This window comes from Streptomyces sp. NPDC000229 (assembly GCF_040300825.1).
GTDB lineage: Bacteria > Actinomycetota > Actinomycetes > Streptomycetales > Streptomycetaceae > Streptomyces.
In genome coordinates this window covers 245,225-265,951 of the sequence record NZ_JBEPEL010000001.1, presented here as the reverse complement: position 1 = coordinate 265,951, position 20,727 = coordinate 245,225, and the positions used below count along the sequence as shown (strand labels likewise).

General features: G+C 71.0%; 18 protein-coding genes, 2 tRNA genes and 1 pseudogene. 16 read left to right on the top strand and 5 right to left on the bottom strand.

Translation table 11 applies throughout. From position 1 onward, the window contains the following. Positions 1-48 precede the first annotated feature (48 nt). The 11 genes from ABT360_RS01140 (at position 49) to ABT360_RS01090 (ending at position 10,716) form a co-directional block, all read left to right on the top strand. Entirely contained in the window at positions 49-1,161 is a 1,113-nt protein-coding gene (locus tag ABT360_RS01140; RefSeq protein ID WP_351808768.1) for a TIGR03364 family FAD-dependent oxidoreductase, read from the top strand. A 2-nt stretch (positions 1,162-1,163) separates the two neighbouring features. Then, the gene (locus ABT360_RS01135) at positions 1,164-1,844 is read left to right on the top strand and encodes a phosphonatase-like hydrolase (RefSeq protein WP_351808765.1); all 681 of its coding nucleotides are present in this window, start codon (positions 1,164-1,166) and stop codon (positions 1,842-1,844) included. Beyond that, a complete protein-coding gene (locus tag ABT360_RS01130; RefSeq protein ID WP_351808762.1) occupies positions 1,841-2,896 on the top strand; it encodes an ABC transporter ATP-binding protein in 1,056 nt (351 codons plus the stop codon). Before ABT360_RS01135 ends, ABT360_RS01130 begins: the two co-directional genes overlap by 4 nt. Further along, positions 2,889-3,752 carry a 2-aminoethylphosphonate ABC transporter permease subunit gene (locus ABT360_RS01125; RefSeq protein ID WP_351808759.1) on the top strand — a complete coding sequence of 288 codons (864 nt, stop codon included), beginning with the start codon at positions 2,889-2,891 and terminating at the stop codon, positions 3,750-3,752. The genes ABT360_RS01130 and ABT360_RS01125 overlap by 8 nt, the downstream gene beginning before the upstream one ends. Continuing rightward, positions 3,733-4,530 carry an ABC transporter permease gene (locus tag ABT360_RS01120; protein WP_351808756.1) on the top strand — a complete coding sequence of 266 codons (798 nt, stop codon included), beginning with the start codon at positions 3,733-3,735 and terminating at the stop codon, positions 4,528-4,530. The genes ABT360_RS01125 and ABT360_RS01120 overlap by 20 nt, the downstream gene beginning before the upstream one ends. 14 nt (positions 4,531-4,544) lie before the next feature. Continuing rightward, positions 4,545-5,603, top strand: a complete 1,059-nt coding sequence (locus ABT360_RS01115; protein ID WP_351808753.1) for a 2-aminoethylphosphonate ABC transporter substrate-binding protein — start codon at positions 4,545-4,547, stop codon at positions 5,601-5,603. A gap of 138 nt (positions 5,604-5,741) precedes the next feature. Next, positions 5,742-7,280 carry an alkaline phosphatase family protein gene (locus ABT360_RS01110; protein WP_351808750.1) on the top strand — a complete coding sequence of 513 codons (1,539 nt, stop codon included), beginning with the start codon at positions 5,742-5,744 and terminating at the stop codon, positions 7,278-7,280. Positions 7,281-7,361: 81 nt separating this feature from the next. Next, the gene (locus ABT360_RS01105; protein WP_351808747.1) at positions 7,362-8,141 is read left to right on the top strand and encodes an HAD-IIA family hydrolase; all 780 of its coding nucleotides are present in this window, start codon (positions 7,362-7,364) and stop codon (positions 8,139-8,141) included. Between the two features lie 136 nt (positions 8,142-8,277). Continuing rightward, on the top strand, positions 8,278-8,865 hold the full coding sequence (locus ABT360_RS01100; protein ID WP_351808744.1) for a hypothetical protein: 588 nt from the start codon (positions 8,278-8,280) through the stop codon (positions 8,863-8,865). 2 nt (positions 8,866-8,867) lie between these two features. After that, positions 8,868-9,530 (top strand): class F sortase, encoded by a 663-nt coding sequence (locus ABT360_RS01095; RefSeq protein ID WP_351808742.1) that lies wholly within the window; start codon positions 8,868-8,870, stop codon positions 9,528-9,530. 154 nt (positions 9,531-9,684) lie between these two features. Continuing rightward, positions 9,685-10,716 carry a glycoside hydrolase family 6 protein gene (locus ABT360_RS01090; RefSeq protein ID WP_351808739.1) on the top strand — a complete coding sequence of 344 codons (1,032 nt, stop codon included), beginning with the start codon at positions 9,685-9,687 and terminating at the stop codon, positions 10,714-10,716. 61 nt (positions 10,717-10,777) lie between these two features. On the opposite strand, the gene ABT360_RS01085 is transcribed toward ABT360_RS01090, so the two are convergent. The 3 genes from ABT360_RS01085 to ABT360_RS01075 form a co-directional block, all read right to left on the bottom strand. Continuing rightward, positions 10,778-12,730, bottom strand: coding sequence for a galactose oxidase-like domain-containing protein (locus ABT360_RS01085; RefSeq protein ID WP_351808736.1), 1,953 nt, complete (start codon positions 12,728-12,730; stop codon positions 10,778-10,780). Further along, positions 12,727-14,652: a glycosyltransferase family 2 protein gene (locus ABT360_RS01080; RefSeq protein WP_351808733.1), complete on the bottom strand. Its 1,926-nt coding sequence runs from the start codon at positions 14,650-14,652 to the stop codon at positions 12,727-12,729. Before ABT360_RS01080 ends, ABT360_RS01085 begins: the two co-directional genes overlap by 4 nt. Before the next feature lie 415 nt (positions 14,653-15,067). Beyond that, positions 15,068-15,141, bottom strand: a tRNA-Lys gene (locus ABT360_RS01075). Between the two features lie 194 nt (positions 15,142-15,335). Here ABT360_RS01075 and ABT360_RS01070 point away from each other — a divergent pair. The 5 genes and pseudogenes from ABT360_RS01070 (at position 15,336) to ABT360_RS01050 (ending at position 19,676) form a co-directional block, all read left to right on the top strand. Continuing rightward, entirely contained in the window at positions 15,336-16,709 is a 1,374-nt protein-coding gene (locus tag ABT360_RS01070) for a peptidoglycan-binding protein (protein ID WP_351808730.1), read from the top strand. Between the two features lie 20 nt (positions 16,710-16,729). Continuing rightward, positions 16,730-17,959, top strand: coding sequence for an SPFH domain-containing protein (locus ABT360_RS01065; RefSeq protein ID WP_444852154.1), 1,230 nt, complete (start codon positions 16,730-16,732; stop codon positions 17,957-17,959). Positions 17,960-18,074: 115 nt separating this feature from the next. Further along, positions 18,075-18,665: a lytic polysaccharide monooxygenase auxiliary activity family 9 protein gene (locus tag ABT360_RS01060; protein ID WP_351808727.1), complete on the top strand. Its 591-nt coding sequence runs from the start codon at positions 18,075-18,077 to the stop codon at positions 18,663-18,665. Between the two features lie 215 nt (positions 18,666-18,880). Beyond that, positions 18,881-19,044 (top strand): annotated as a pseudogene (locus ABT360_RS01055) (sensor histidine kinase); the annotation flags it as partial. Further along, positions 19,023-19,676: a response regulator transcription factor gene (locus ABT360_RS01050; RefSeq protein ID WP_351808724.1), complete on the top strand. Its 654-nt coding sequence runs from the start codon at positions 19,023-19,025 to the stop codon at positions 19,674-19,676. The pseudogene ABT360_RS01055 and the gene ABT360_RS01050, both read left to right, overlap by 22 nt. A 77-nt stretch (positions 19,677-19,753) precedes the next feature. Here the strand turns inward: ABT360_RS01050 and ABT360_RS01045 are convergent. Further along, positions 19,754-19,827 (bottom strand) — tRNA-Lys (locus ABT360_RS01045). Positions 19,828-19,926: 99 nt separating this feature from the next. Continuing rightward, complete coding sequence (locus ABT360_RS01040; protein WP_351808722.1) at positions 19,927-20,685, bottom strand: IclR family transcriptional regulator; 759 nt, start codon at positions 20,683-20,685, stop codon at positions 19,927-19,929. Positions 20,686-20,727 lie beyond the last annotated feature (42 nt).

The window sequence follows — 20,727 nt, the reverse complement described above, 5'->3', positions numbered from 1 at the left end:
GCCGACCCGACCGGCCCGCGCCACCCACCGCCACGACCGTTTCCGTCCGTGAGAGTCATCGTCGTAGGAGCCGGCGTGGTGGGCACCATGCACGCCTGGCACGCAGTGGAACGCGGCCACGAGGTCGTACAGATCGAGCGCGAGATCGAGGCCCGCGGGGCCTCCCTCCGCAACTTCGGCCAGATCTGGGTGAGCGGCCGCGCAGCCGGCGAGGAGCTGGAAACCGCTCTGCGCGCCCGCGAGTTGTGGGAGTCCATCGGCGCCCGGGTGCCGGAGCTGGGCTTCCGGGCCATCGGCTCGCTCACCCCCGTCCGCACCGACCTGGAACTGGCCGTCGCCGAAGCCGCGGTCGCCCGCCCCGATGCCGCCGCCCGTGGCTTCAAGCTGGTCACCGCCGACGACGCCCGCGCCATGAACCCCGCCCTCCGCGGCGACTTCCGCGCCGCCCTGTGGTGCGAGCGGGACGCGGCCGTCGAGCCCCGCCCCGCCCAGCTCGCGCTGCGGAAGGCCCTCCGCGCCTCCGGGCGGTACACCTTCCTCCCCGGCCGCGAGGTGCGCGACCTCGTGGGGGAGAACGGGGTGCGGGACGACCACGGCGACGTCCACACCGGTGACGCCGTCGTGCTGTGCACCGGCGCGTGGCTCGGCGGGCTCGTCCGGGAGGTCGCGGGCGACATCCCCGTACGCCGCGTACGCCTCCAGATGATGCAGACCGACCCGCTCGACGAGCCCCTGACCACGTCCGTCGCCGACGCCGACAGCTTCCGCTACTACCCGGCGTACGACTCCACCGCCCTGGACGCCGGGCAGGCCCAGGAGCCGGTCGCCGCCGCGCACCGGATGCAGCTGCTCATGGTGCAGCGCCTCGACGGCGGGCTGACCATCGGCGACACCCACGAGTACGAGCACCCCTTCGCCTTCGACACCCTCGAAGACCCCTACGAGCACCTCACCCGTGTCGTCGCATCCCTCCTCGGACGCCCGCTGCCGCCCGTCCGCCGCCGCTGGGCCGGGGTGTACGCGCAGTGCACCGACCCCGGCCGCGTCGTCCACCGCCAGCAGGTGCGGGGCGTCGTCTGGCTGGTGACGGGCCCCGGCGGACGCGGCATGACGTGCTCGCCCGCCATCGCCGAAACGACCGCGAACGACCTGGGCTGGTGACCATGACGATGCGTATGAACCTCGTCGTCCTCGACATGGCCGGTACGACCGTCGCCGACGGCGGCCTCGTCGAGGAGGCCTTCGCCACGGCCGCCCGCCACCTGGGCGAGGACCCGGCGCCCATGCTGGACCACGTCCGCGCCACCATGGGCGAGTCCAAGATCTCCGTCTTCCGCCACCTCTTCGGGGACGAGACCCGTGCCCAGCAGGCCAACACCGCCTTCGAGGAGGCGTACGGGAAGCTCGTCGCCGCCGGACGGATCGAACCCGTCCCGGGTGCCGCCGATGCCATCCGGACGCTCAGGGAAGAGGGCCGCACGGTGGTCCTGACCACCGGTTTCGCCCGCGTCACCCAGGACGCGATCCTCGACGCACTCGGCTGGCGGGACCTCGTCGGGCTGACGCTGTGCCCGGCCGACACCGCATGCGGACGCGGGCGCCCCTACCCCGACATGGTCCTCACCGCCCTCCTCCGCACGGGCGCGGCGGACGGCGTCCAGGGCGCCGCGGTCGCCGGGGACACCTCGTACGACATGCTCAGCGGCGTACGCGCCGGGGCCCGGGTCGTCGCCGGTGTGCTGACGGGCGCGCACGACGCCGACACGCTGCGGGACGCGGGCGCCACGCACATCCTCGGCTCGGTCGCCGGACTGCCCGACCTGCTGGCCCGGGTGGAAGCATGACCAGCGGCATACGCTTCGAGAACGTCTCCGTCGCGTACGGGAAGAACATCGTCCTCGACTCCCTCGACCTGACCGTCGAACCCGGCGAGGTCATGGCACTGCTCGGGCCGTCCGGCTCCGGCAAGACCACCGCGTTGCGCGCCGTCGCCGGGTTCGTGCGCCCGGCCTCGGGGCGGGTGTTCCTCGGCGGCCGTGACGTCACGGCGCTGCCCCCGCACCGGCGGGGCATCGGGATGGTCGTCCAGAGCTACGCGCTGTTCCCGCACATGCGGGTCGAGGACAACGTGGCGTTCGGGCTGCGCGCCCGGAAGGCACCGAAGGGCGAGATACCGGGCCGGGTCGCCGAAGCGCTGGAGCTGACCGGCATGGCCGCGTACGCCGGGCGCTACCCGCGCGAACTGTCCGGCGGCCAACAGCAGCGCGTCGCCATCGCGCGGGCGCTCGCCATCCGGCCGGGCGTGCTGCTGCTGGACGAGCCGCTGTCGGCACTCGACGCGCAACTGCGCTCCGGGATGCTGGCGGAACTGGCGCGGCTGCACCGCGAACTGCCGGACGTGTCCCTCCTGTACGTCACCCACGACCAGGTCGAGGCGCTGACGCTGGCCGACCGGATCGCCGTCATGGACCGGGCGCGGCTGCGGGACTGCGGCACGCCCCGGGAGCTGTACCGGCGGCCGCGTACGGAGTTCACGGCGTCGTTCGTCGGCAGTGCGAACCTCCTGCCGGTGACGGTCACCGGCGACGGGGTGACCTTCGCCGGCCGCGAGCTGAAGGTGCCGACGGCCGCCGCCGCCCGTGGCGCGCGGGCCACCCTGTGCGTCCGGCCGCACCTCATCGGCCTCGGCGACGGCCCGAACGCCCTGCACGGCACGCTCGCCGAGGTCCAGTGGCGGGGCGCGACGCACCGGCTGTACGTCGACGTCGGCGGCCACCGGCTGATGGCCGACCTCCGCGAACTCCGGGACCCGCCGCACCCGGGCGCCCCCGTGACGCTCCACTTCGCGCCGGACGACGCGGTGCTGCTGGGAGCGGGGGTGGTCGCCCATGGCTAGCACGGGCACCCTGGTGGGCGGCGCGGCCACCGACGGCGCCAGGGGGAGCGGAGGCGTACCCGCCTGGGTGTGGGCCCTGCCGCCCGTCGCCGTCCTCGCCCTCGCGTTCCTCTACCCCCTCGCCCTCGTCGTACGGGAATCCCTCGCGCCCGGGGCGTACGGCGACGTCTTCGCGTCGGAGGCGTTCCGCGAGGCGCTGGGGACGACCGTGTGGCTGGCCGTCGGGGCGACCGTCGGGTGCCTGGTCCTGGGGTTCACGCTCGCGCTCATCATCGCTTTCGTGCCGTTCCCCGGAGGCAGGTCGGTGGCCAAGTTCATCGACGTCTTCCTCTCCTTCCCCTCCTTCCTCATCACGCTCGCCCTCCTCTTCCTCTACGGCACCGTCGGCATGGCCAACGGCCTGTGGACGGGCGTCACCGGCGCCGCCGAAGGACCGTTCCGGTTCCTGACCACGCCGTGGGGCGTACTGCTCGCCGAGATCACGTACTTCACGCCCTTCGTGATGCGCCCGCTGCTCGGCGCGTTCGCGCAGATCGACACCGCGCAGCTGGAGGTGGCGTCCTCGCTGGGTGCCCGGCCCGCGCGGATCGTGCGGCGGGTGATCCTGCCGGAGGCGCTGCCGGCGCTGGCGGCGGGCGGGAGCCTCGTCCTCGTGATGTGCCTCAACGAGTTCGGCATCGTGCTGTTCACCGGCGCCAAGGGCGTGACGACCCTGCCGATGCTCGTCTACGGCAAGGCGATCCTCGAATCCGACTATCCGGCCGCGTGCGTCGTCGCGGTCGTCAACATCGCGATCTCCGTGGGGCTGTACGCCCTGTACCGGGTGGTGAGCGGCCGTGCTGGTGCACAGCGTTAAGGGCAGGTGGGCCGCCTGGGCCCTGTTCGCCGCCCTCTTCCTGCCGCTGTTCGCGGTCCCCCTGCTCGTCGTCCTCGCCGCGTCGTTCTCGACGAACTGGTCCGGCGCCTTCCCCTCCGGCCCGACGACCGGGCACTACGCCTCCGCCGTGCGCGGCGAGTCCCTCCAGGCGCTCACCACCAGCCTGGTCACCGCCGTGACGGCCGGCGTCCTCGCACTGGTCGTCGGCACCTGGGCCGCCCTCGCCGCCGCGTCCCTGGGCAGGCGTGGACGCAGGACCCTCGACGCGCTGTTCATGCTGCCGGTCGCCGTCCCGTCCGTGGTCGTCGGGCTCGCGGTCCTGGTGGCCTTCTCCCAGCCGCCGTTCCTCCTCAACGGCACCCGCTGGATCGTGATCCTCGCCCACACCGTCCTGGTCACCGCGTTCGCGTACCAGTCCGTCTCGGCGGCCGTCCTCCGCCTGGACCCCATGTACGAGCAGGCCGCCGCGGGCCTCGGCGCCCGCCCCGCCCGCGTACTCCTCCGGGTCAAGCTGCCGCTCCTGCTGCCGTCCCTGAACGCGGCCGCCGGGCTCTGCTTCGCCCTGTCCATGGGGGAACTGAGCGCCACGATGATGCTCTACCCGCCGGACTGGCTGCCGCTCCCGGTGCTGATCTTCACCGCCACCGACCGGGGCTCCCTGTTCAGCGGTTCGGCGATCGCCGTCGTCCTGATGGCGACCACCCTGCTCGTCCTGCTCGCCGCTTCCCGCATACGTACCCGCGCTTCCTACCGCTAGGAGAGAACGACGTCATGCTCACGCACGCCAAGCCGGCCGCCGCCGTCACCGGCGCCCTCCTCCTCGCCGCCGGCCTCACCGCCTGCGGCGGATCCTCCGCCGCCTCCGACGAGAAGGTGGTCACCGTCTACAGCGCCGACGGCCTCAAGGGCGAGAAGGGCGACGGCTGGTACGACCGGGTCTTCCAGGACTTCGAGAAGCAGACCGGTATCAGGGTCGAGTACGTCGAGGGCGGCTCCGGTGAGATGGTGCAGCGCGCCGCCCGCGAGAAGCGCAACACCCAGGCCGACGTCATCGTCACCCTCCCGCCCTTCATCCAGCAGGCCGGCTCCAAGGGCCTCCTCCAGCCGTACGAACCGAAGGGTTCCGACCAGGTCGACGGCTCCGGCAAGGCCGCCGACGGCACCTGGACGTCCGTCGTCAACAACTACTTCGGGTTCATCCACAACAAGAAGGAGCTGACCACGCCCCCCACCACCTGGGAGGAGCTCCTCGACCCGAAGTACAAGGACAAGCTCCAGTACTCCACCCCCGGCGTCGCGGGCGACGGCACCGCCGTCGTCATCAAGGCCATGCACGACTTCGGCGGCCAGGAACCGGCCATGGAGTTCCTGAAGAAACTCCAGGCCAACAACGTCGGCCCGTCCTCCTCCACCTCCAAGCTCGCCCCCAAGGTCGACAAGGGCGAGATCCTCGTCGCCAACGGCGACGTCCAGATGAACTTCGCGCAAGGCCGGTCGATGCCGAACCTCGGCATCTGGTTCCCCGCCCGGCAGGGCGGGAAGCCCACCACCTTCGCCCTCCCCTACGCCGCGGGCCTGGTCAAGGACGCCCCGCACGGCGACAACGGCAGGAAGCTCCTGGACTTCATGCTGAGCGAGCAGGCGCAGCGCCAGGTCAGCGCCATCGGCGGCGGCTTCCCCGCCCGCGCCGACGTCAGGCCCACCGACGCCAACGCCGTCGAGCTGGCCGAGCTGATGGAGGGCGTCGACATCTTCGAGCCCGACTGGGCGGACATCGACCAGAACCTGACGTCGTACGTCGACGCGTGGAAGTCGGCAACGGGAAGCTAGCCGAGGCGCAGCCAAGAGTTCACCGCACGTGCCTGGCGCCCCGCGAAAGGTAGCGGAAGGATAACGGGTACGGACCAACGCCCCTGGGAAACCAGGGGCGTTGGCATGTGCGCCCACACCATCGACGGAGGTTCCCCGATGCCGAACACCGGCATGTCCCGCCGTACCGTGCTCGCAGCAGCAGCAGCAGCCGGGGCCGCCACGGCGGCAGTCGCCGCCGCCCCGGCCGCCCACGCCGCCGCCCCCACCCTCCCCAACGGCACCAGCAAGGACAAAGTGCTCGTCGTCGGGATGGACGGTCTGCGCCACGACAGAATCGACGCGGCCAACGCCCCGCACATGAAGTCCATGATGGCCAACGGCACCTACGGCCTGTCCCTGCTGTACGCGGGCCCCATGGCCGCCACCTCCTCCGGCCCCGGCTGGTCGACCATCTCCACCGGCGTCTGGCCCGACAAGCACGGCGTCAGGGACAACACCTTCACGGGCAAGAACTACGGGCAGTACCCCGGCTTCCTCGCCCGCCTCGCCCAGGTGCGCCCCGAGCTGTCCACGTACGCGGCCGTCGACTGGAAGCCGCTGGACACCCAGGGCACCGTCACCCCCGGCGCCGACGCCAAACTGGTCCTCGACGGCGACCGCGACGGGTACGTCGCGCATGACGCCACCATCACCGCCGAGACCGAGTCGGTCCTCCGCGACCAGAACCCGGACGTCCTGTTCGTCTACCTCGGCAACACCGACGTCGTCGCGCACGCGGGCGGCACCGGACAGAAGTACCTGGACGCCATCGCCGTCCAGGACGCCCAGCTCGGCCGGATGCTCGCCGCCATCAAGGCCCGCCCCTCCTACGCCACCGAACGCTGGACCGTCATCGTCACCACCGACCACGGCCACGTCGACGCGGGCGGCCACGGCGGCAGCTCCATCGAGGAGCGGCGCACCTTCGTTCTCGCCACCGGCCCCGGCATCGCGGCCGGCGCCCGCCCCATCGACACCCGGCTTGTCGACGTCGCCGCCACCGTCTTCCACCAGCTCGGCATCGTCCCCGACCCTTCCTGGGGCCTGGACGGCAAGCCGATCCAGCAGCGCTCCACCGACCCCTTCGACACCCTCCAGTCCTCCCTGGGGCAGCGCGTCGACGAGACCGGCATCCCGGCCGGGATCCTCGGCTTCACCCACACCCCGCCCAGCGGCTGGTCCGTCATCAACAACGCCATGGGCACGGGCGGCATGACGGAGTGGCGCGGCTGGTCCTTCGCCACCGACGAGTTCTGGTCCCGCACCCACCGCGACCAGCAGCGCGAGCTCAACGTGCGGGCCCGCGGCGTCTTCGCGGTCGCCGACTCCGACGAGTGGGCGGACAAGTCCTTCTCCGGTACGTACGACTCGACCCTGGTCACGCCCGCGTACGCCGTCAGCGGCAAGACCCGGGTCACGCTCGGCTTCACCACCCTCTACCGTCAGGAGGGCGGCCAGAGCGCCGAAGTCCTCGCCTCCTTCAACGGCGCAGCGCCCACCCTCGTCAAGAGCTACACCTCCGACGTCCTCTCCCAGCCCCAGTCGCTCACCGTCCCCGTCCCCTCCGGGGCCTCCAGCGTCAGCTTCCGCTTCCGCTACACCGGGTCCAACAACTGGTACTGGACGATCGACGGGGTGAAGATCACCGCATCCTGATTAGGCTGGGGGCGCCGCCACAGCGCTGTCGCGGCGTCCCCAGCACGCATGCATGTACCTGTACGGCAGGAGTCCCGCCCCATGGCAGAGCGCAAGCCGATCGAATCCTGGCTCACCGACATGGACGGCGTCCTCATCCACGAGGGCATCCCCATCCCCGGCGCCGACGCCTTCATCAAAAAGCTGCGGGATGCGGAGAGGCCCTTCCTGGTCCTCACCAACAACTCCATCTACACCGCCCGCGACCTGCACGCCCGGCTCGCCCGCATGGGCCTGGACGTGCCCGTGGAGAACATCTGGACCTCCGCCCTGGCCACCGCCCGGTTCCTGGACGACCAGCGGCCCGGCGGCACGGCGTACGTCATCGGCGAGGCGGGGCTCACCACCGCGCTCCACGACATCGGCTACATCCTCACCGACCACGACCCCGACTACGTGGTCCTCGGCGAGACCCGCACCTACAGCTTCGAGTCCCTCACCAAGGCGATCCGGCTGATCAACGCGGGCGCCCGGTTCATCTGCACCAACCCCGACGAGACCGGCCCGTCCGCCGAGGGCCCGCTGCCCGCCACCGGCTCGGTCGCCGCGCTGATCACCAAGGCCACCGGCAAGGACCCGTACTTCGCGGGCAAGCCCAACCCGCTGATGATGCGCACCGGGCTGAACGCCATCGGCGCCCACTCCGAGACCAGCGCCATGATCGGCGACCGGATGGACACCGACGTGCTGGCCGGCCTGGAAGCGGGTATGGAGACGTTCCTGGTCCTCACCGGGCTCACCACCCCCGCCGATGTGGACCGCTACCCGTTCCGCCCCTCCACGGTGGTCGACTCGATCGCCGATCTGGTGGATCGCATCTGATCCTTCCCAGGTCCGGCCGTGCTCCCATCGGCCCAGGTCAGGGGCGCCCGACCGGGTGAAAGACCGGGTGACCGCCGTCCCCCTGCGGATGCGGAAACCGCCGAACGGGGTGAATCTTCAGTGCAGGAGGTTCACGATGCGTTCAGCTCTTTTTGCTCTCCGTGCCGCAGGGGCGGCCACCGCCCTCGTGCTGTCGGCCGGAGCCGCGTACGCCGGTGACGGCGAGGAGCAGCGGGACGGCGAGAAGCACCGGGAGAAGGTGACGGCCCTGGTCGTCCCGGCCACCACCGAGCCCGGCGGGGACGTGGACATCCGGGTCCACGGCTGCCACGGCAAGCACGGGACGGTCAGGTCCAAGGCGTTCGTCGCGGACGCCGAGCTGTCCGGCCGCGAGGGCAAGGGCGGGCCGCTGTACGGCGACACCACCGTCAAGTCCCACCTGGACTCCGGTTCCTACCCGCTCACCGTCCACTGCGACGGGCGGGACCACCATGACGCCGGCACCGTCCACGTCACCCACCACTCGCCGCCCAGCCCCGTGGCCCCGGTCAGGGCCGGCGGCGGAGGTGCGGCGCAGCTGGCCGCCGACGTGCCCCGGGGCGGTACCGAGGAGCAGGGGCCGAGCACCTCGCACACCGTGATCGGCCTGGTGCTCGCGGGCGTCGCGGCGGTCGCCGTCGCCTTCCGCAGCACGCGCCGCCGTCGCCGTACCCGCGCGGACTGACCGTGTCCTCCGCACCCCACCCCGCCGGACACGGCCGGCTGCTCACCGGTGTTGCCTGGGCGCTGTTGCTGCTGGGTCTGTGGCTGTGGGGCAAGGACATCACCGCCGGCCCCGGCGGCCTGTCCGCGCCCACCACCGGTGACGTCGCCGCCGTCGGCCGCCCCCTGGGCGTCCCGCTGCCACCGGCCCGCCCGCCGATGGAGCCCGCCGCGCCCGAGCGCCTGGAGGTCCCGTCGCTCGGGATCACCGCCCCGGTCGCCCCGCGGGGCCTGGACGAGGCCGGCGCGATAGACCCGCCCCCGTACGAGAAGGCGCACACCGTCGGCTGGTTCGGCGACGGGGCGAAGCCGGGCACGGACGGCGCCGCGCTCTTCGTCGGTCACGTCGACACCGAGACGGAACCCGCCGTCTTCTACGGCCTGAGCTCCGCCCGCCCCGGCGAGCGGATCGAGGTCACCCGGACGGACGGCTCGGTCGCCGAGTTCACCATCGACGACGTGCAGGTCTTCGCCCGGCACGAGTTCGACCCGAAGAAGGCGTACGGGCAGCGGCAACCGGGCCGCCCCGAACTGCGCCTGATCACCTGCGGCGGCACCTTCGACCGTGCGTCGGGCACCTACACGGCGAACGTCGTCGTCTCCGCGTACCTGACGGGCGGCAGGTGACGGACCACCTGGCCCGATCCAGACCGCCCTCGTGGCTTTCCGGACACGTGTGTCAGGATGGATTCGACCGGGTTGTCCGGGAGGGGGCGCCTGGGGGGTGGCCCCGCCACCCGCCTGGGGGGTGGCCCCGCCACAGTGCACCAAGGGGGAGTGGATGTACGGCAGTTGCACCGGGCGTGCCCGCGTGAGGGCGGCCACGGGGGCGGTGGGCGCCGTGGCGGCACTGCTGCTGGCGGGTTGTACCTCCCCCGACGCCGGCGGCGGCAAGGAGCCGGCGGCCGTGCCGGGCGTGAGCCAGCAGCCGAAGGCGATCGATCCGTTCTGGGTCAATCCCGGCAGCAAGGCGGCCCAGCAGGTCGCCAGCTATCTGCGCGACGGCAAGAAGGAAGACGCCGAGCTCATCAAGAAGATCGCCTCCCAGCCGGTGGGCGAATGGGTCGGCACGGAGCAGCCCGAGGAGGACGCCCGCGGCTTCACCGAGGCCGCCGCGAAGGCCGACCGGGACGCCGTGCTCGTCCTCTACAACATCCCGCACCGCGACTGCGGCCAGCACTCCGCGGGCGGCGCCGCCGACGGCGACGCGTACCGCGCCTGGCTGGACAAGGTCGCCAAGGGCATCGGCGACCGGCGGGCCACGGTGATCGTGGAGCCGGACGCCGTGATGCACATGGTGGACGGCTGCACCGAGGACCAGTACCACGAGGAGCGGTACGACCTGCTCAAGGGCGCCGTCAAGCGGCTGAAGCAGCTGCCGCACACCAAGGTGTACCTGGACGCGGGCAACGCCGGCTGGGGCAAGCCGGACCAGATCTTCGAGCCGCTGAAGTGGGCGGGTGTCGCCGAGGCCGACGGCTTCGCGGTGAACGTGGCCAACTTCCAGACCACCGAGGCCAGCAAGGAGTACGGCAAGAAGGTCTCGAAGAAGGTCGGCGGCAAGCCGTTCGTCATCGACACCAGCCGCAACGGCAACGGCCCCTACACCAAGGGCGACCCCGCCGAGAACTGGTGCAACCCGCCGGGCCGCGCCCTCGGCGAGACACCGACGACCAAGACCGGGGACCCGCTGGTCGACGCGTACCTGTGGATCAAGCGCCCGGGCGAGTCGGACGGTGACTGCAAGGGCGGCCCGAAGGCGGGCGACTGGTTCCCCGAGTACGCCCTCGAACTGGCCCGCAACAGCAAGTAGGACCCACACAGGGAGAAGGGCCCCGGCAGCAGCCGGGGCCCTTCCTCATGTACCGGGGGAGCTACGGCACCTCGACCCACACGGCCTCGGACGGGGTGCCCTTGTCGTCGGTGACGAAGAGCATGTACCAGCCGGACGGGACCAGGGAGCGGTTCTTCGGGACGGTGACCTCGATGCCGTCGGCCGTCTTCTTCATCTCCAGCGCGATCGAGCGCTGGTCGACGTCGGTCACGTGCGTGACGGCGCTCGGCCGCATCAGCTTCGCCGTCTTGATCCTCGCGGCGTCCGGGGTCTTGAAGACTCCGCTCCCACCGCGCTTGATCTTCGCCGGGCCGCCGGTGACCTCGGGCTTGGAGTCACGGAAGAGGTAGGGCGGGGTGTAGATCTCGATGCGCTGCTCGAAGACGCCCGGCTTGGTGTTGGCCTTGTCGGCGAAGAGCGAGTCCGATCCGAAGATCATCACCCGGCCGTCGGGCAGCAGCACCGAGCCGGAGTGGTAGTTGCGGCCCACCTGCGGGTCGGCGACGCGCGTGTACGTCCCGGTCTTCGGGTCGTACGTCCGCGCCTCCAGCACGTTGGAGTCGCTGCGGCCCCGGTAGTCCTCCGAGCCGCCGGTGACCAGGACGGTGTCGTCCGGCATCAGCGAGGCGCTCGGGTAGCGGGTGCCCTTGTCGAGGGAGGCGCCGTCCTTGAAGCGCGGGTTCGGGTCCTTCAGGTCGACCAGCCGGGACTTCTCGCTGGACTCCTGGGACTCGCCGACCCCGCCGCCTCCGATGACCATGAACCGCTGGTCCTGCGCGGGCGGCAGCATGACCGTCGCGGACGTCTCCATCCTGTCGGGGTCGCTCAGGCCCGGGATCTTGTCGAACGTGTTGGTCTCCAGGTCCCAGACGCCCGGCTCACGGCCGACGTCGGCGGGGCCGTACCCGGCGTTGGAGCCGGAGTAGAACAGCTTGCCGTTGTCCATCAGGAAGATCGCCGGGTACGTCGGGAAGCGGCGCTCGATCCCGGTGTACTTCCACGTCTTGGTCTTCGGGTCGTAGATCTCGTCCTTGCCGGGGACGATCTGCCCGATCTCGTCGAGGCCGGACAGGGCGAGGACCTTGCCGTCCTTGAGGGTGGTGAGCGTCGGGTACCAGCGCGCCTCGTTCATCGGGTCGACCTTGATGTACTTCTCGGCGACCGGGTCGAACTCGAAGGCGTCCCTGATGCCCTGGAAGTCCTTCTTGTCGAGGGCGAGCTTCTGCGCCATGCCGTAGACGTTGCGGGCGTCCTTGCCCTTCAGGCCCTCGACCTTGTAATTGTCCTCGGTGCCGGTCTCGAACTCCTTGCCGGACTCCTCGGCCTCGACGTAGATCCGGCCCAGCCCCGGCTGGGTCCGCAGGAAGCGGCCGGTGGTCTTGTCGAAGATCTTCTCGGCCTTCTCCACCAGGACCGGGTCCTTGGAGACGAAGGTCTTGCCGTTGGCCTTGCCGGTGAACTTGGTCCCGGCGGGCAGCGTGATCGGCTTGTCCGGGTCCTCGTTGTGGACGATCATCAGGCCGCCGGCCTTGGTGACGTCACCCTTGAGCTTCTCGTACCGCTTGGTGCCGCCGGCGATCAGCAGCTTGCCGTCGGGCAGCTGGGTGTGCCCGGCGCAGAACATGTCCTTGGGGGTGGGGATCTTCTTGAACTTGTCGGTCTTCGGGTCCCAGAGGACCGACTCGAACTTGTTCGCGTCGAAGTTCTTCTGGTTGTTGCCGGAGCCCGCGACCAGCAGCACCTTGCCGGTGTGCAGCAGCGCCGCGTGGATGGTGTTGATCCGGAACTCGGAGGGGACGTCGAGGAAGTCCCAGTGGCCGTTGGCGGCCTTGTACTCCGGCTTGTTGATCTTGTAGTCGTGGTACTTCTCCGAGCCGTACCTGTACAGGGCCGGCCCGTTGAACCCGGCGACCACAGCAACCACCGCCGTGCCTATCAGGATGCGACGGGCGCGGTTCCTCCGGTGGTTCGGCCGGACGGGCAGGCTGCTCATTTGTTACGTCCCCCAAGGGCGATCTGCATGGTGTCGTTCTGCGCGGCCCAGCCCGGCTTGGCCTGCGGCGCGTGGTCCACCGCCGGCGTGGGCGGCTGCGGCGGCCGTCCGTGCCGGCCGTGGCGCTTCTTCTTCTCCTGGCGCAGCATGTGCCGCCAGACGAAGATCGGCGTCGCGGTGATCAGTGTGGCGAACGACGCCCAGATGATCATCGCGGGGTGGGAGTTCCCGAAGACGAACCCGGCGACCATGGATCCGCCGAAGATGGCGATGAAGTACCAGTGGTACCGGAAGGTGGCGAACCACCTGTCCGGGCTCGCCGAGTCGCCCTTGGGGGTGACCACGAACGAGCTCTTGCGGCGGAGGGCGGAGTCGATCAGCGCCTTGGCGTAGAGCGGGGCGGACAGGGCGGACATGACCATGCCGGCCACACCGCCGGATCCCTCCGGCTCGTGCGGGGAGACGTTGTGGCGGCGGTTCCAGACGTAGAGGCCGATCTGGAGCGCGGAGGCGTTGCCGTAGAGCATCAGCCACACGGCCGGGTCGATGTTCACACCCGAGGCACCCAGGCCCAAAAACAGCGCACAACTCAGTGCGGCGAGGATCCAGTTCAGGGCGGACATCGGGTAGAAGATGATCATCATCGTGTAGTTGAAGAGCTTGCTCGGCGGCAGCGAGTACCAGCCCTTCCAGTACTGCTTGAGGATCGTCTCGTACGTTCCGCGCGACCAGCGCATCTGCTGGGTGAAGAAGTCCGTCCAGGCGCTGGGGCCCTCACCGACCGCCAGCACGTCCGGCGTGTAGACCGAGCGCCACTTGTTGCCCGTCGCCGGGTTCTTGTGGCGGTGGATCTCGAAGCCGGTGGCCATGTCCTCGGTGATCGAGTCGTACAGGCCGCCGATCTGCTTGAGGGCCTTGATGCGCACGGCGTTCGACGTGCCGACGAACATGGGCGCGCCGTAGCGGTTGCCGGCGCGCTGGATCAGCGCGTGGAAGAGGAACTGCTGCGACTCGGCGGCCTTGGTGACGAAGTTGTCGTAGTTGCCGTAGACCTGCGGGCCGATGACGAAGCCGATGTCCGGGTCGCGGAAGAAGCCGAGCATGCGCTCCAGGTAGTTGGGCAGCGGCACATGGTCGGTGTCGACGGAGGCGAAGAAGTCGTAGTTGTCGCCGTGCGCGTCCAGCCAGGCGTTGTAGTTGCCGTGCTTGGTCTTGGCGCGGTGGGGGCCGGCGGGCTGGTTCCACTTCGCGATGCCCTTGCGGGAGAAGTGGTGCACGCCCAGGCGTTCGCAGACGGCCTTGACCTCGGGGTCGTTGCCCTCGTCGAGCAGCCAGACGTGCATCAGGCCGCGGTGCCGGATCTTGACGGCGGCCTCCAGGGTCTTCGTCACCATCTCCAGGGGCTCCTTGCCCGGGACGAAGGAGGTGAGGAAGGCGACCCGGGTGCCGGACTCCGGCACGACCGGGACCGGGTCGCGGGCGACGAGCGTCGCGTGTGCGTTCGACAGGACGTTCATGCAGCGGAAGAACTCGATCAGACCGATCGAGACGAGCATCACGATGTCGAGGGCCGGCAGCCAGTCGAACGCGGGGTAGTCGCGCTCGGTCCAGTGCGACGGCTGGAGCAGCCAGACCAGCAGCACCAGCGACAGCACCGGGGCGGCGGCGAGCATCAGCGCGACCCGGATGCGGTGCGGCTCCTGGGAGAGCAGCGAGCGGTACTGCACCTTGTACGGCTTGTTCGGGTCGGGCTGGGTGAGGGGTCCGGCGAGCCGGCTGTAGTGCTCGTAGTCGTAGCGCGGCAGCGGCTTGGCGGCGACGCGCTGCCGCGCCCCACCGGTCCGGAGCTGCGGGGGAACCCGGAGCTGAGTGGTTTGGGACGGGTCGTTGTCCTGCCGGGCGCCGGTCGGCGTCGACGTCATGAGTCTTCCCCCCGCACGCATGTGCTGGCTGCGTGATTGGTCGTGTCGTTTCCGTCCGGAGCGCGCGGTCCCCCTGGGCCAGGCGTGTCCCGACGTGTATGTGGCAGGTCACCATCCCCGTAGACAGGGAAAGGCGACCTTCCGGTTGCATGATGCCTGTCACGGCATCCCGTGCGTGAGCGGGGCCCCCACCCCGCGGTCCCCGCAACCGGGGCATCCCCGAAACTGCCGCCAACTGCACGAACCTCATGCCCCATTGAGGGGCGTCGGTTCCAGGATAGGGTCTACGGCCGCCTCGCTTGATCGCAAGGGTGAAACCGACCGTTTACCGGGCATATGCGTGATTTGGGTGGCTCTCGGGAGCGGTGGAACGACTGAGGCCCCCTCACTCGTGTGAGGGGGCCTCAGCCTCGCGTGCGCCGCCAGGGACTCGAACCCCGGACCCGCTGATTAAGAGTCAGCTGCTCTAACCAACTGAGCTAGCGGCGCCTGCTGACCTGCATAACTTTACCCGATGCCCGGGGGTGGTCCGGACCGCCGGGGCTGGTCCCGCCGATCATTGGGCCGCCCCGGCCTGTCGGCTGGCAGGTTTTTCCCTTTCAACCGTCAAAATGCGACATGTCAGGACAGTTGAGACACTGGCGCCCGTATCGCAGCACCGGAAGAACCTGGAGGGGATCCGCATGGCCGCCGTACCGGTCTTCGAGGAGTACGAGCCCGCCGCCGACTGTCCCTGCACCGGCTGCGCCCGGCAGCGGCGCGAGACGGCCCTCCGCCTCGCCCTGCGGGCCGGCGGCCACCCCGCCGCGCACGGCGCCCGCCGCGCGCTGGTCCTGTTCACCGCCGCCGGGGTGGCCCTCGGCGGCGGAGCCGGAACGGACGGCGCGGCCGCCGTCACCCACCCGGCGGGCCCGGCCGGGCCGATGGGGCACGTGGGGCCGGCAGGTTCCGTGGTGCCCATGGGGTTCTCCGGACGCGTTCGTGACCGGGACGACCCGGATGTCGCCACCCCGCAGGGCGGCGCCGGGCCGCTGCACGGGCGGCCGCACGCCGGGCCGACGGGCGGTCATGTCTCCGCCCCGGCCCTCCGCAGGTCCACCCGTGCCGAGATCATCAACCGCGCCAAGCGCTGGGTCGCCGTGAAGGTCCCGTACTCCATGGAGAAGTACTGGACGGACGGGTACCGCCAGGACTGCTCGGGCTTCGTCTCGATGGCCTGGAACCTCGCCGGCAACGAATGGACCGGCTCCCTCGACCGGTTCGGCACCCGGCTGGACCGGTCCGAGCTCCAGCCCGGCGACATCCTGCTCTTCCACAACCCGGCCGACCCCAACCGGGGCTCGCACGTCACCATCTTCGGTGGCTGGACCGACTACACGCACACCTCGTACACGGCCTACGAGCAGACCCGGCCGCACGCCCGCAGGCTGGCCACGCCGATGGCGTACTGGAACAACTCCAGCCGCTACGTCGCCTACCGCTACAAGGGCCTGAGCGGCGGGGCCCTCGGCAACCCCGGCAGCCCGGGCGCCTCCGTCGCGTACCCCGGCTCGGGGTCCTTCGGCCCGGGCGCGAACAACCGGTACGTCACACGGCTCGGGCGGATGCTCGCCGAGCGGGGCGGCAAGCGGTTCTACCGGTCGGGGCCGGGGCCGCGCTGGAGCGAGGCGGACCGGAGGGCGACGCGGGCCTTCCAGCGGGCGCAGGGCTGGATCGGGCGGGACGCGGACGGGCTGCCCGGGCCGGACACCTGGCGGCTGCTGGTCACCGGGCAGGGGCGCGACATCCCCTCCGGCCACGCCGGCGCGGCCACCTCGGCGTCCGCGTTCCCCGGCCGTGCGTACTTCCGGCCCGGCCAGTCCAACAAGCACGTCGAGCGACTCGGGCGCCAGTTGGTGAAGCGCGGCTTCGGTGCCCACTACCGCGCGGGGCCCGGGCCGCGCTGGACCGAGGCGGACCGGCGCAATGTCGAGGCGTTCCAGCGCGCCCAGGGCTGGCGCGGCGCCGCAGCCAACGGCTACCCGGGTCCCGAGACCTGGCGGCGGCTTTTCCGATGACCGACCACGAGGAGGCAGGGTTGAGTACGGCGACGCCGGAGGGTGGCGGGACGACGACCGGTCGGCGTGTCCCGGTCATCGGGAACGAGACCACCGGGCAGATCCCGGTGCATCTGCTGTTCCGCGACGACGAGAAGGCGGACCCGGGCGCGGTGGCCACCGGACCGGTCAACGTCGTACGGGAGCGGACGCCCGGCGACGTGCGCCGCGCCGGGCAGGGCGCCGCAGGTGCCGCTGCTTCGGGCACGTCAGGCGTTTCAGGTATTTCGGGCACTTTGGGTGGTCCGGGTGGTCCGGGCGCGGCGAGGGTGCCCGCTCCGGCGCGGCGGCCCGTGCCGGCGGCCGACCCCGAGCTGATCGAGCGGCCCGGGCCGGTGCTGCCCGGGTGGGCGGGGGTGGTGGCCGGGGCGGTCGCGCTGGCCGGGTGCGCCGCGCTGCTGTGGTGGACCGGGGCGGTGCCCCCGTCGGTGACCGGCATGCTGGGGCTGCCGTCACGCCCGTACCACGGCATCCCGCTCGGCATCTGGGCGGTGCTGGCGCTGGGCGTGCTGGTGGTGCTCTTCTCCTTCGGCGGGCTGGGCCGGGGGAGGGTCGGGTACGCGTGGGTCCTCACGCTCTTCGGGGACTACCGGGGCAGTGTGCGGCGCACGGGGCTCATGTGGGTGAGCCCGCTGCTGCTGCGCCGCCGCGTCGACGTCCGGCTTCGGCACTGGCGCAGCGAGCCGCTGCCGGCCGTGGACGCGAACGGCACCGCACTGCGGGTCGTGGTGCTGGTGGTGTGGCGGATCAGGGACACGGTCCGGGCGGCGCTCGGGGTGGCGGACCACGAGCAGTACCTGCGTGAGCAGGTGGAGTCGGCGATGGCCCGGGTGCTGTCGCAGTTGCCGGCCGACGCCTTTCACGAGGACGCCCCCACGCTGCGGGACGCGGAAGTGGTGGGGGAGGCGCTGACGCGGATGCTGTCGGCGGAGTGCGCCCCGGTCGGGATCGACGTCTTCTCGGCGCAGCCGACCCGGATCGAGTACGCGCCGGAGATCGCGGCCGCGATGCAGCGGCGCCGGGTCGCGGCGATCGACGCCAAGCACCGGGACACGGTGCTCACATCCGTGGTGGACGCGGTGGACGACATGGTCCACCGGCTGACCACGCGTGGTCTGGTCGAGCTGGACGACTACGACCGCAAGGCGCTGGTCAAGGACCTGACGGTGGCGTTCTACACGGGCCGGAGTGGTCCGGTCGAAGGTCCGTGATTGGTATGGACATGTTCAACTGACGTCCATACATTGGAACTTGGTCTAGACCGGATCCCCTCACGCGTGCAGCACGGCTCATGGAACTTCCCCCACGTCCACCGGGAGCGACAGCATGCGACACAAGATAGGCACGGCCGTGGTGGCCCTCGGCGTGGCCGGGGCCTCCCTCCTGGCCGCCGGCAACGCCAGCAGCCACGGCTACACCGACTCCCCGATCAGCCGGCAGAAGCTCTGCGCCAACGGCACCGTGACCAACTGCGGCAACATCCAGTGGGAGCCGCAGTCGGTCGAGGGCCCCAAGGGCTTCCCGTCGGCCGGCCCCGCCGACGGCAGGATCTGCGCCGGCGGCAACAGCCAGTTCGCCCAGCTCGACGACCCTCGCGGCGGCAACTGGCCCGCCACCAGGGTGACCGGCGGTCAGAGCTACACCTTCCGCTGGCAGTTCACCGCCCGGCACCGCACCACCGACTTCAAGTACTACATCACCAAGAACGGCTGGAACGCCACCGCGCCACTCACCCGTGCGGCCCTGGACGCCCAGCCGTTCCTGACCGTCCCGTACAACGCCCAGCAGCCGCCGTCCACGCTCACGCACCAGGGCACCATCCCGAGCGGGAAGACCGGCAAGCACCTGATCCTGGCCGTCTGGACGATCGCGGACACGGCGAACGCCTTCTACGCCTGCTCCGACGTGCAGTTCTGACGGCCGGACAGGGCCGGCCGCCGTGCGGCCGGCAGGGCCTGCCATACCCGCGTACACCCGCTGGGACCATGGTGGCGCCGTGAGCCCGGCGCCTACCGTGATCTCCATGGATCCCCGTACGCCCTGGCAGGCCCTGACCAGGAAGTGACCATCCGCGCGGCGGCCGGTCCCGGCGGTCGGCCGACTGTCCGGCGAGCTGCTCCATACAGGGGTGGGTGGAGGACGACGGCACGGGCGGGGCCGAGCCACGAATGGCACCGGTCCGACCGGCTTGGCCGACCGTATCGCCGTCCTCGATGGCAGACTGGCGATCATCAGCCCGACGGGCGGGCCGACCGTGCTGCGAGTGGAGATCCCTTGCCGAGCCCTCTGCGGATAGTCCTGGCCGAGGACAGTGTGCTGCTGCGCGAAGAGCTGACCGGGCTTCTCGCCCGCTTCGGCCACGAAGTCGTCGCGGCGGTGGGCGACGCGGCCGCCATGCAGGGTGCGGTGGCCGAGCACGATCCGGACATCGTGGTCACGGACGTCCGGATGCCGCCCGGTTTCCGCGACGAGGGGCTGCGTGCCGCCGTGGCGCTGCGCGCCGAGCGCCCCGCCCTGCCGGTGCTGGTCCTCAGCCAGTACGTCCAGCGGGCGCACGCCGCCGAGCTGCTCGAATCGGGTGACGGCACCGGGGTCGGCTATCTGCTCAAGGACCGGATCGGCCAGGACGAGGAGTTCCTGGGCGCCCTGGCCCGGGTCGCGGCGGGCGGCACGGTCGTCGACCCCGAGGTCGTACGCCAGCTGCTGCGCCGCCATCGTGATCCGCTGGCGGCGCTGACCCCGCGGGAGCGCGAGGTGCTCGCCCTGGTGGCGGAAGGTCACTCGGACGGGGCGATCGCCCGGCGGCTGACGGTGACCGAGGCGGCGGTGGGCAAGCACATCGGCAACATCCTGGGGAAGCTGGACCTGCCCCCGGCCGGGGACACCCACCGCCGGGTGCTCGCCGTCCTGGCGTTCCTCCGCGCCTGAGAACCGGAGAACCGGAGGACCCAGAGGATCCCAGAACAAGAAAGCCCCTCGCTTCCGCGAGGGGCTTTCTCCGTCTGTGCGCCGCCAGGGACTCGAACCCCGGACCCGCTGATTAAGAGTCAGCTGCTCTAACCAACTGAGCTAGCGGCGCCTGCTGACAGAGTTAATACTACCTGGTCCGAGGGGTGCTTCCGACCACGAGTCCGTGAGCTGGCTCACATTGCGGCCGGCAAAGGTTTAAAGCGCGGCTTCAGAGCGCCAGCGAGAGCACCACCGGGGCCGCCCTGCGGTTCAGCGCGTCCGCCGCGGAGCGCAGCCGGTGCGCGTGCTCGATCGGCAGCGAGAGGGCCAGGCAGCCGACCGCCGATCCGGCCGTCAGCGGCACCGCCGCGCAGACCGTGCCCACGGCGTACTCCTGGAGGTCGAGCACCGGGACGGTCGGCGGCTGGCTGTCCAGCTTCGAGAACAGCACCTTCTCGCTGGTGATCGTCCGCGAGGTCAGCCGTGCGATCTTGTGGCGGGAGAGGTGGTCGCGCCGGCCGTTCTGGTCGAGCTGGGTCAGCAGGCACTTGCCGACCGCGCTGGCGTGGGCGGCCGAACGGAAGTCCACCCACTCATTGACCTTGGGTGTGTGAGGACCGTCCGCCATCTGCGTGATCTTGACCTCGCCGTCGATGTACCGGCTGATGTAGACGGCGGCGCCGACCGAGTCGCGCAGCTCGGTGAGGGTTTCCTGGAGCTTGGTCTCCAGGGCTTCGCGCCGGGTGGCGCCCGAGCCGAGCAGCACCAGGGAGTCGCCCACGACATAGGCGCCGTCGCTGACCTGCTCGACGTACCCCTCGCGGCGGAGCATGAGCAGCAGCGGGGTCAGGTGGCCCGCCGGGAGCCCGGTCTCGCGTGCGATCTGGACGTCGGTCACCCCGCCACCGTGCCGGGAGATCGTTTCGAGAACACGCAGGGCGTACTGCACCGAATGGAACGGCGCGGTCGGCTCGGGCTTCAGCGCCACGGTTTCCCCCTACCAGGTTGTGACCGCAAGCTTCCGTACCAC

Bases quoted from the DNA above. Each gene is read 5' to 3' on its own strand.
- ABT360_RS01125 (WP_351808759.1), top strand. From the start codon at position 2,889: ATGGCTAGCACGGGCACCCTGGTGGGCGGCGCGGCCACCGACGGCGCC.
- ABT360_RS01070 (WP_351808730.1), top strand. From the start codon at position 15,336: ATGGCCGCCGTACCGGTCTTCGAGGAGTACGAGCCCGCCGCCGACTGT.
- ABT360_RS01115 (WP_351808753.1), top strand. From the start codon at position 4,545: ATGCTCACGCACGCCAAGCCGGCCGCCGCCGTCACCGGCGCCCTCCTC.
- ABT360_RS01105 (WP_351808747.1), top strand. From the start codon at position 7,362: ATGGCAGAGCGCAAGCCGATCGAATCCTGGCTCACCGACATGGACGGC.
- ABT360_RS01060 (WP_351808727.1), top strand. From the start codon at position 18,075: ATGCGACACAAGATAGGCACGGCCGTGGTGGCCCTCGGCGTGGCCGGG.
- ABT360_RS01090 (WP_351808739.1), top strand. From the start codon at position 9,685: ATGTACGGCAGTTGCACCGGGCGTGCCCGCGTGAGGGCGGCCACGGGG.
- ABT360_RS01085 (WP_351808736.1), bottom strand. From the start codon at position 12,730: ATGAGCAGCCTGCCCGTCCGGCCGAACCACCGGAGGAACCGCGCCCGT.
- ABT360_RS01130 (WP_351808762.1), top strand. From the start codon at position 1,841: ATGACCAGCGGCATACGCTTCGAGAACGTCTCCGTCGCGTACGGGAAG.
- ABT360_RS01135 (WP_351808765.1), top strand. From the start codon at position 1,164: ATGACGATGCGTATGAACCTCGTCGTCCTCGACATGGCCGGTACGACC.
- ABT360_RS01110 (WP_351808750.1), top strand. From the start codon at position 5,742: ATGCCGAACACCGGCATGTCCCGCCGTACCGTGCTCGCAGCAGCAGCA.
- ABT360_RS01100 (WP_351808744.1), top strand. From the start codon at position 8,278: ATGCGTTCAGCTCTTTTTGCTCTCCGTGCCGCAGGGGCGGCCACCGCC.
- ABT360_RS01080 (WP_351808733.1), bottom strand. From the start codon at position 14,652: ATGACGTCGACGCCGACCGGCGCCCGGCAGGACAACGACCCGTCCCAA.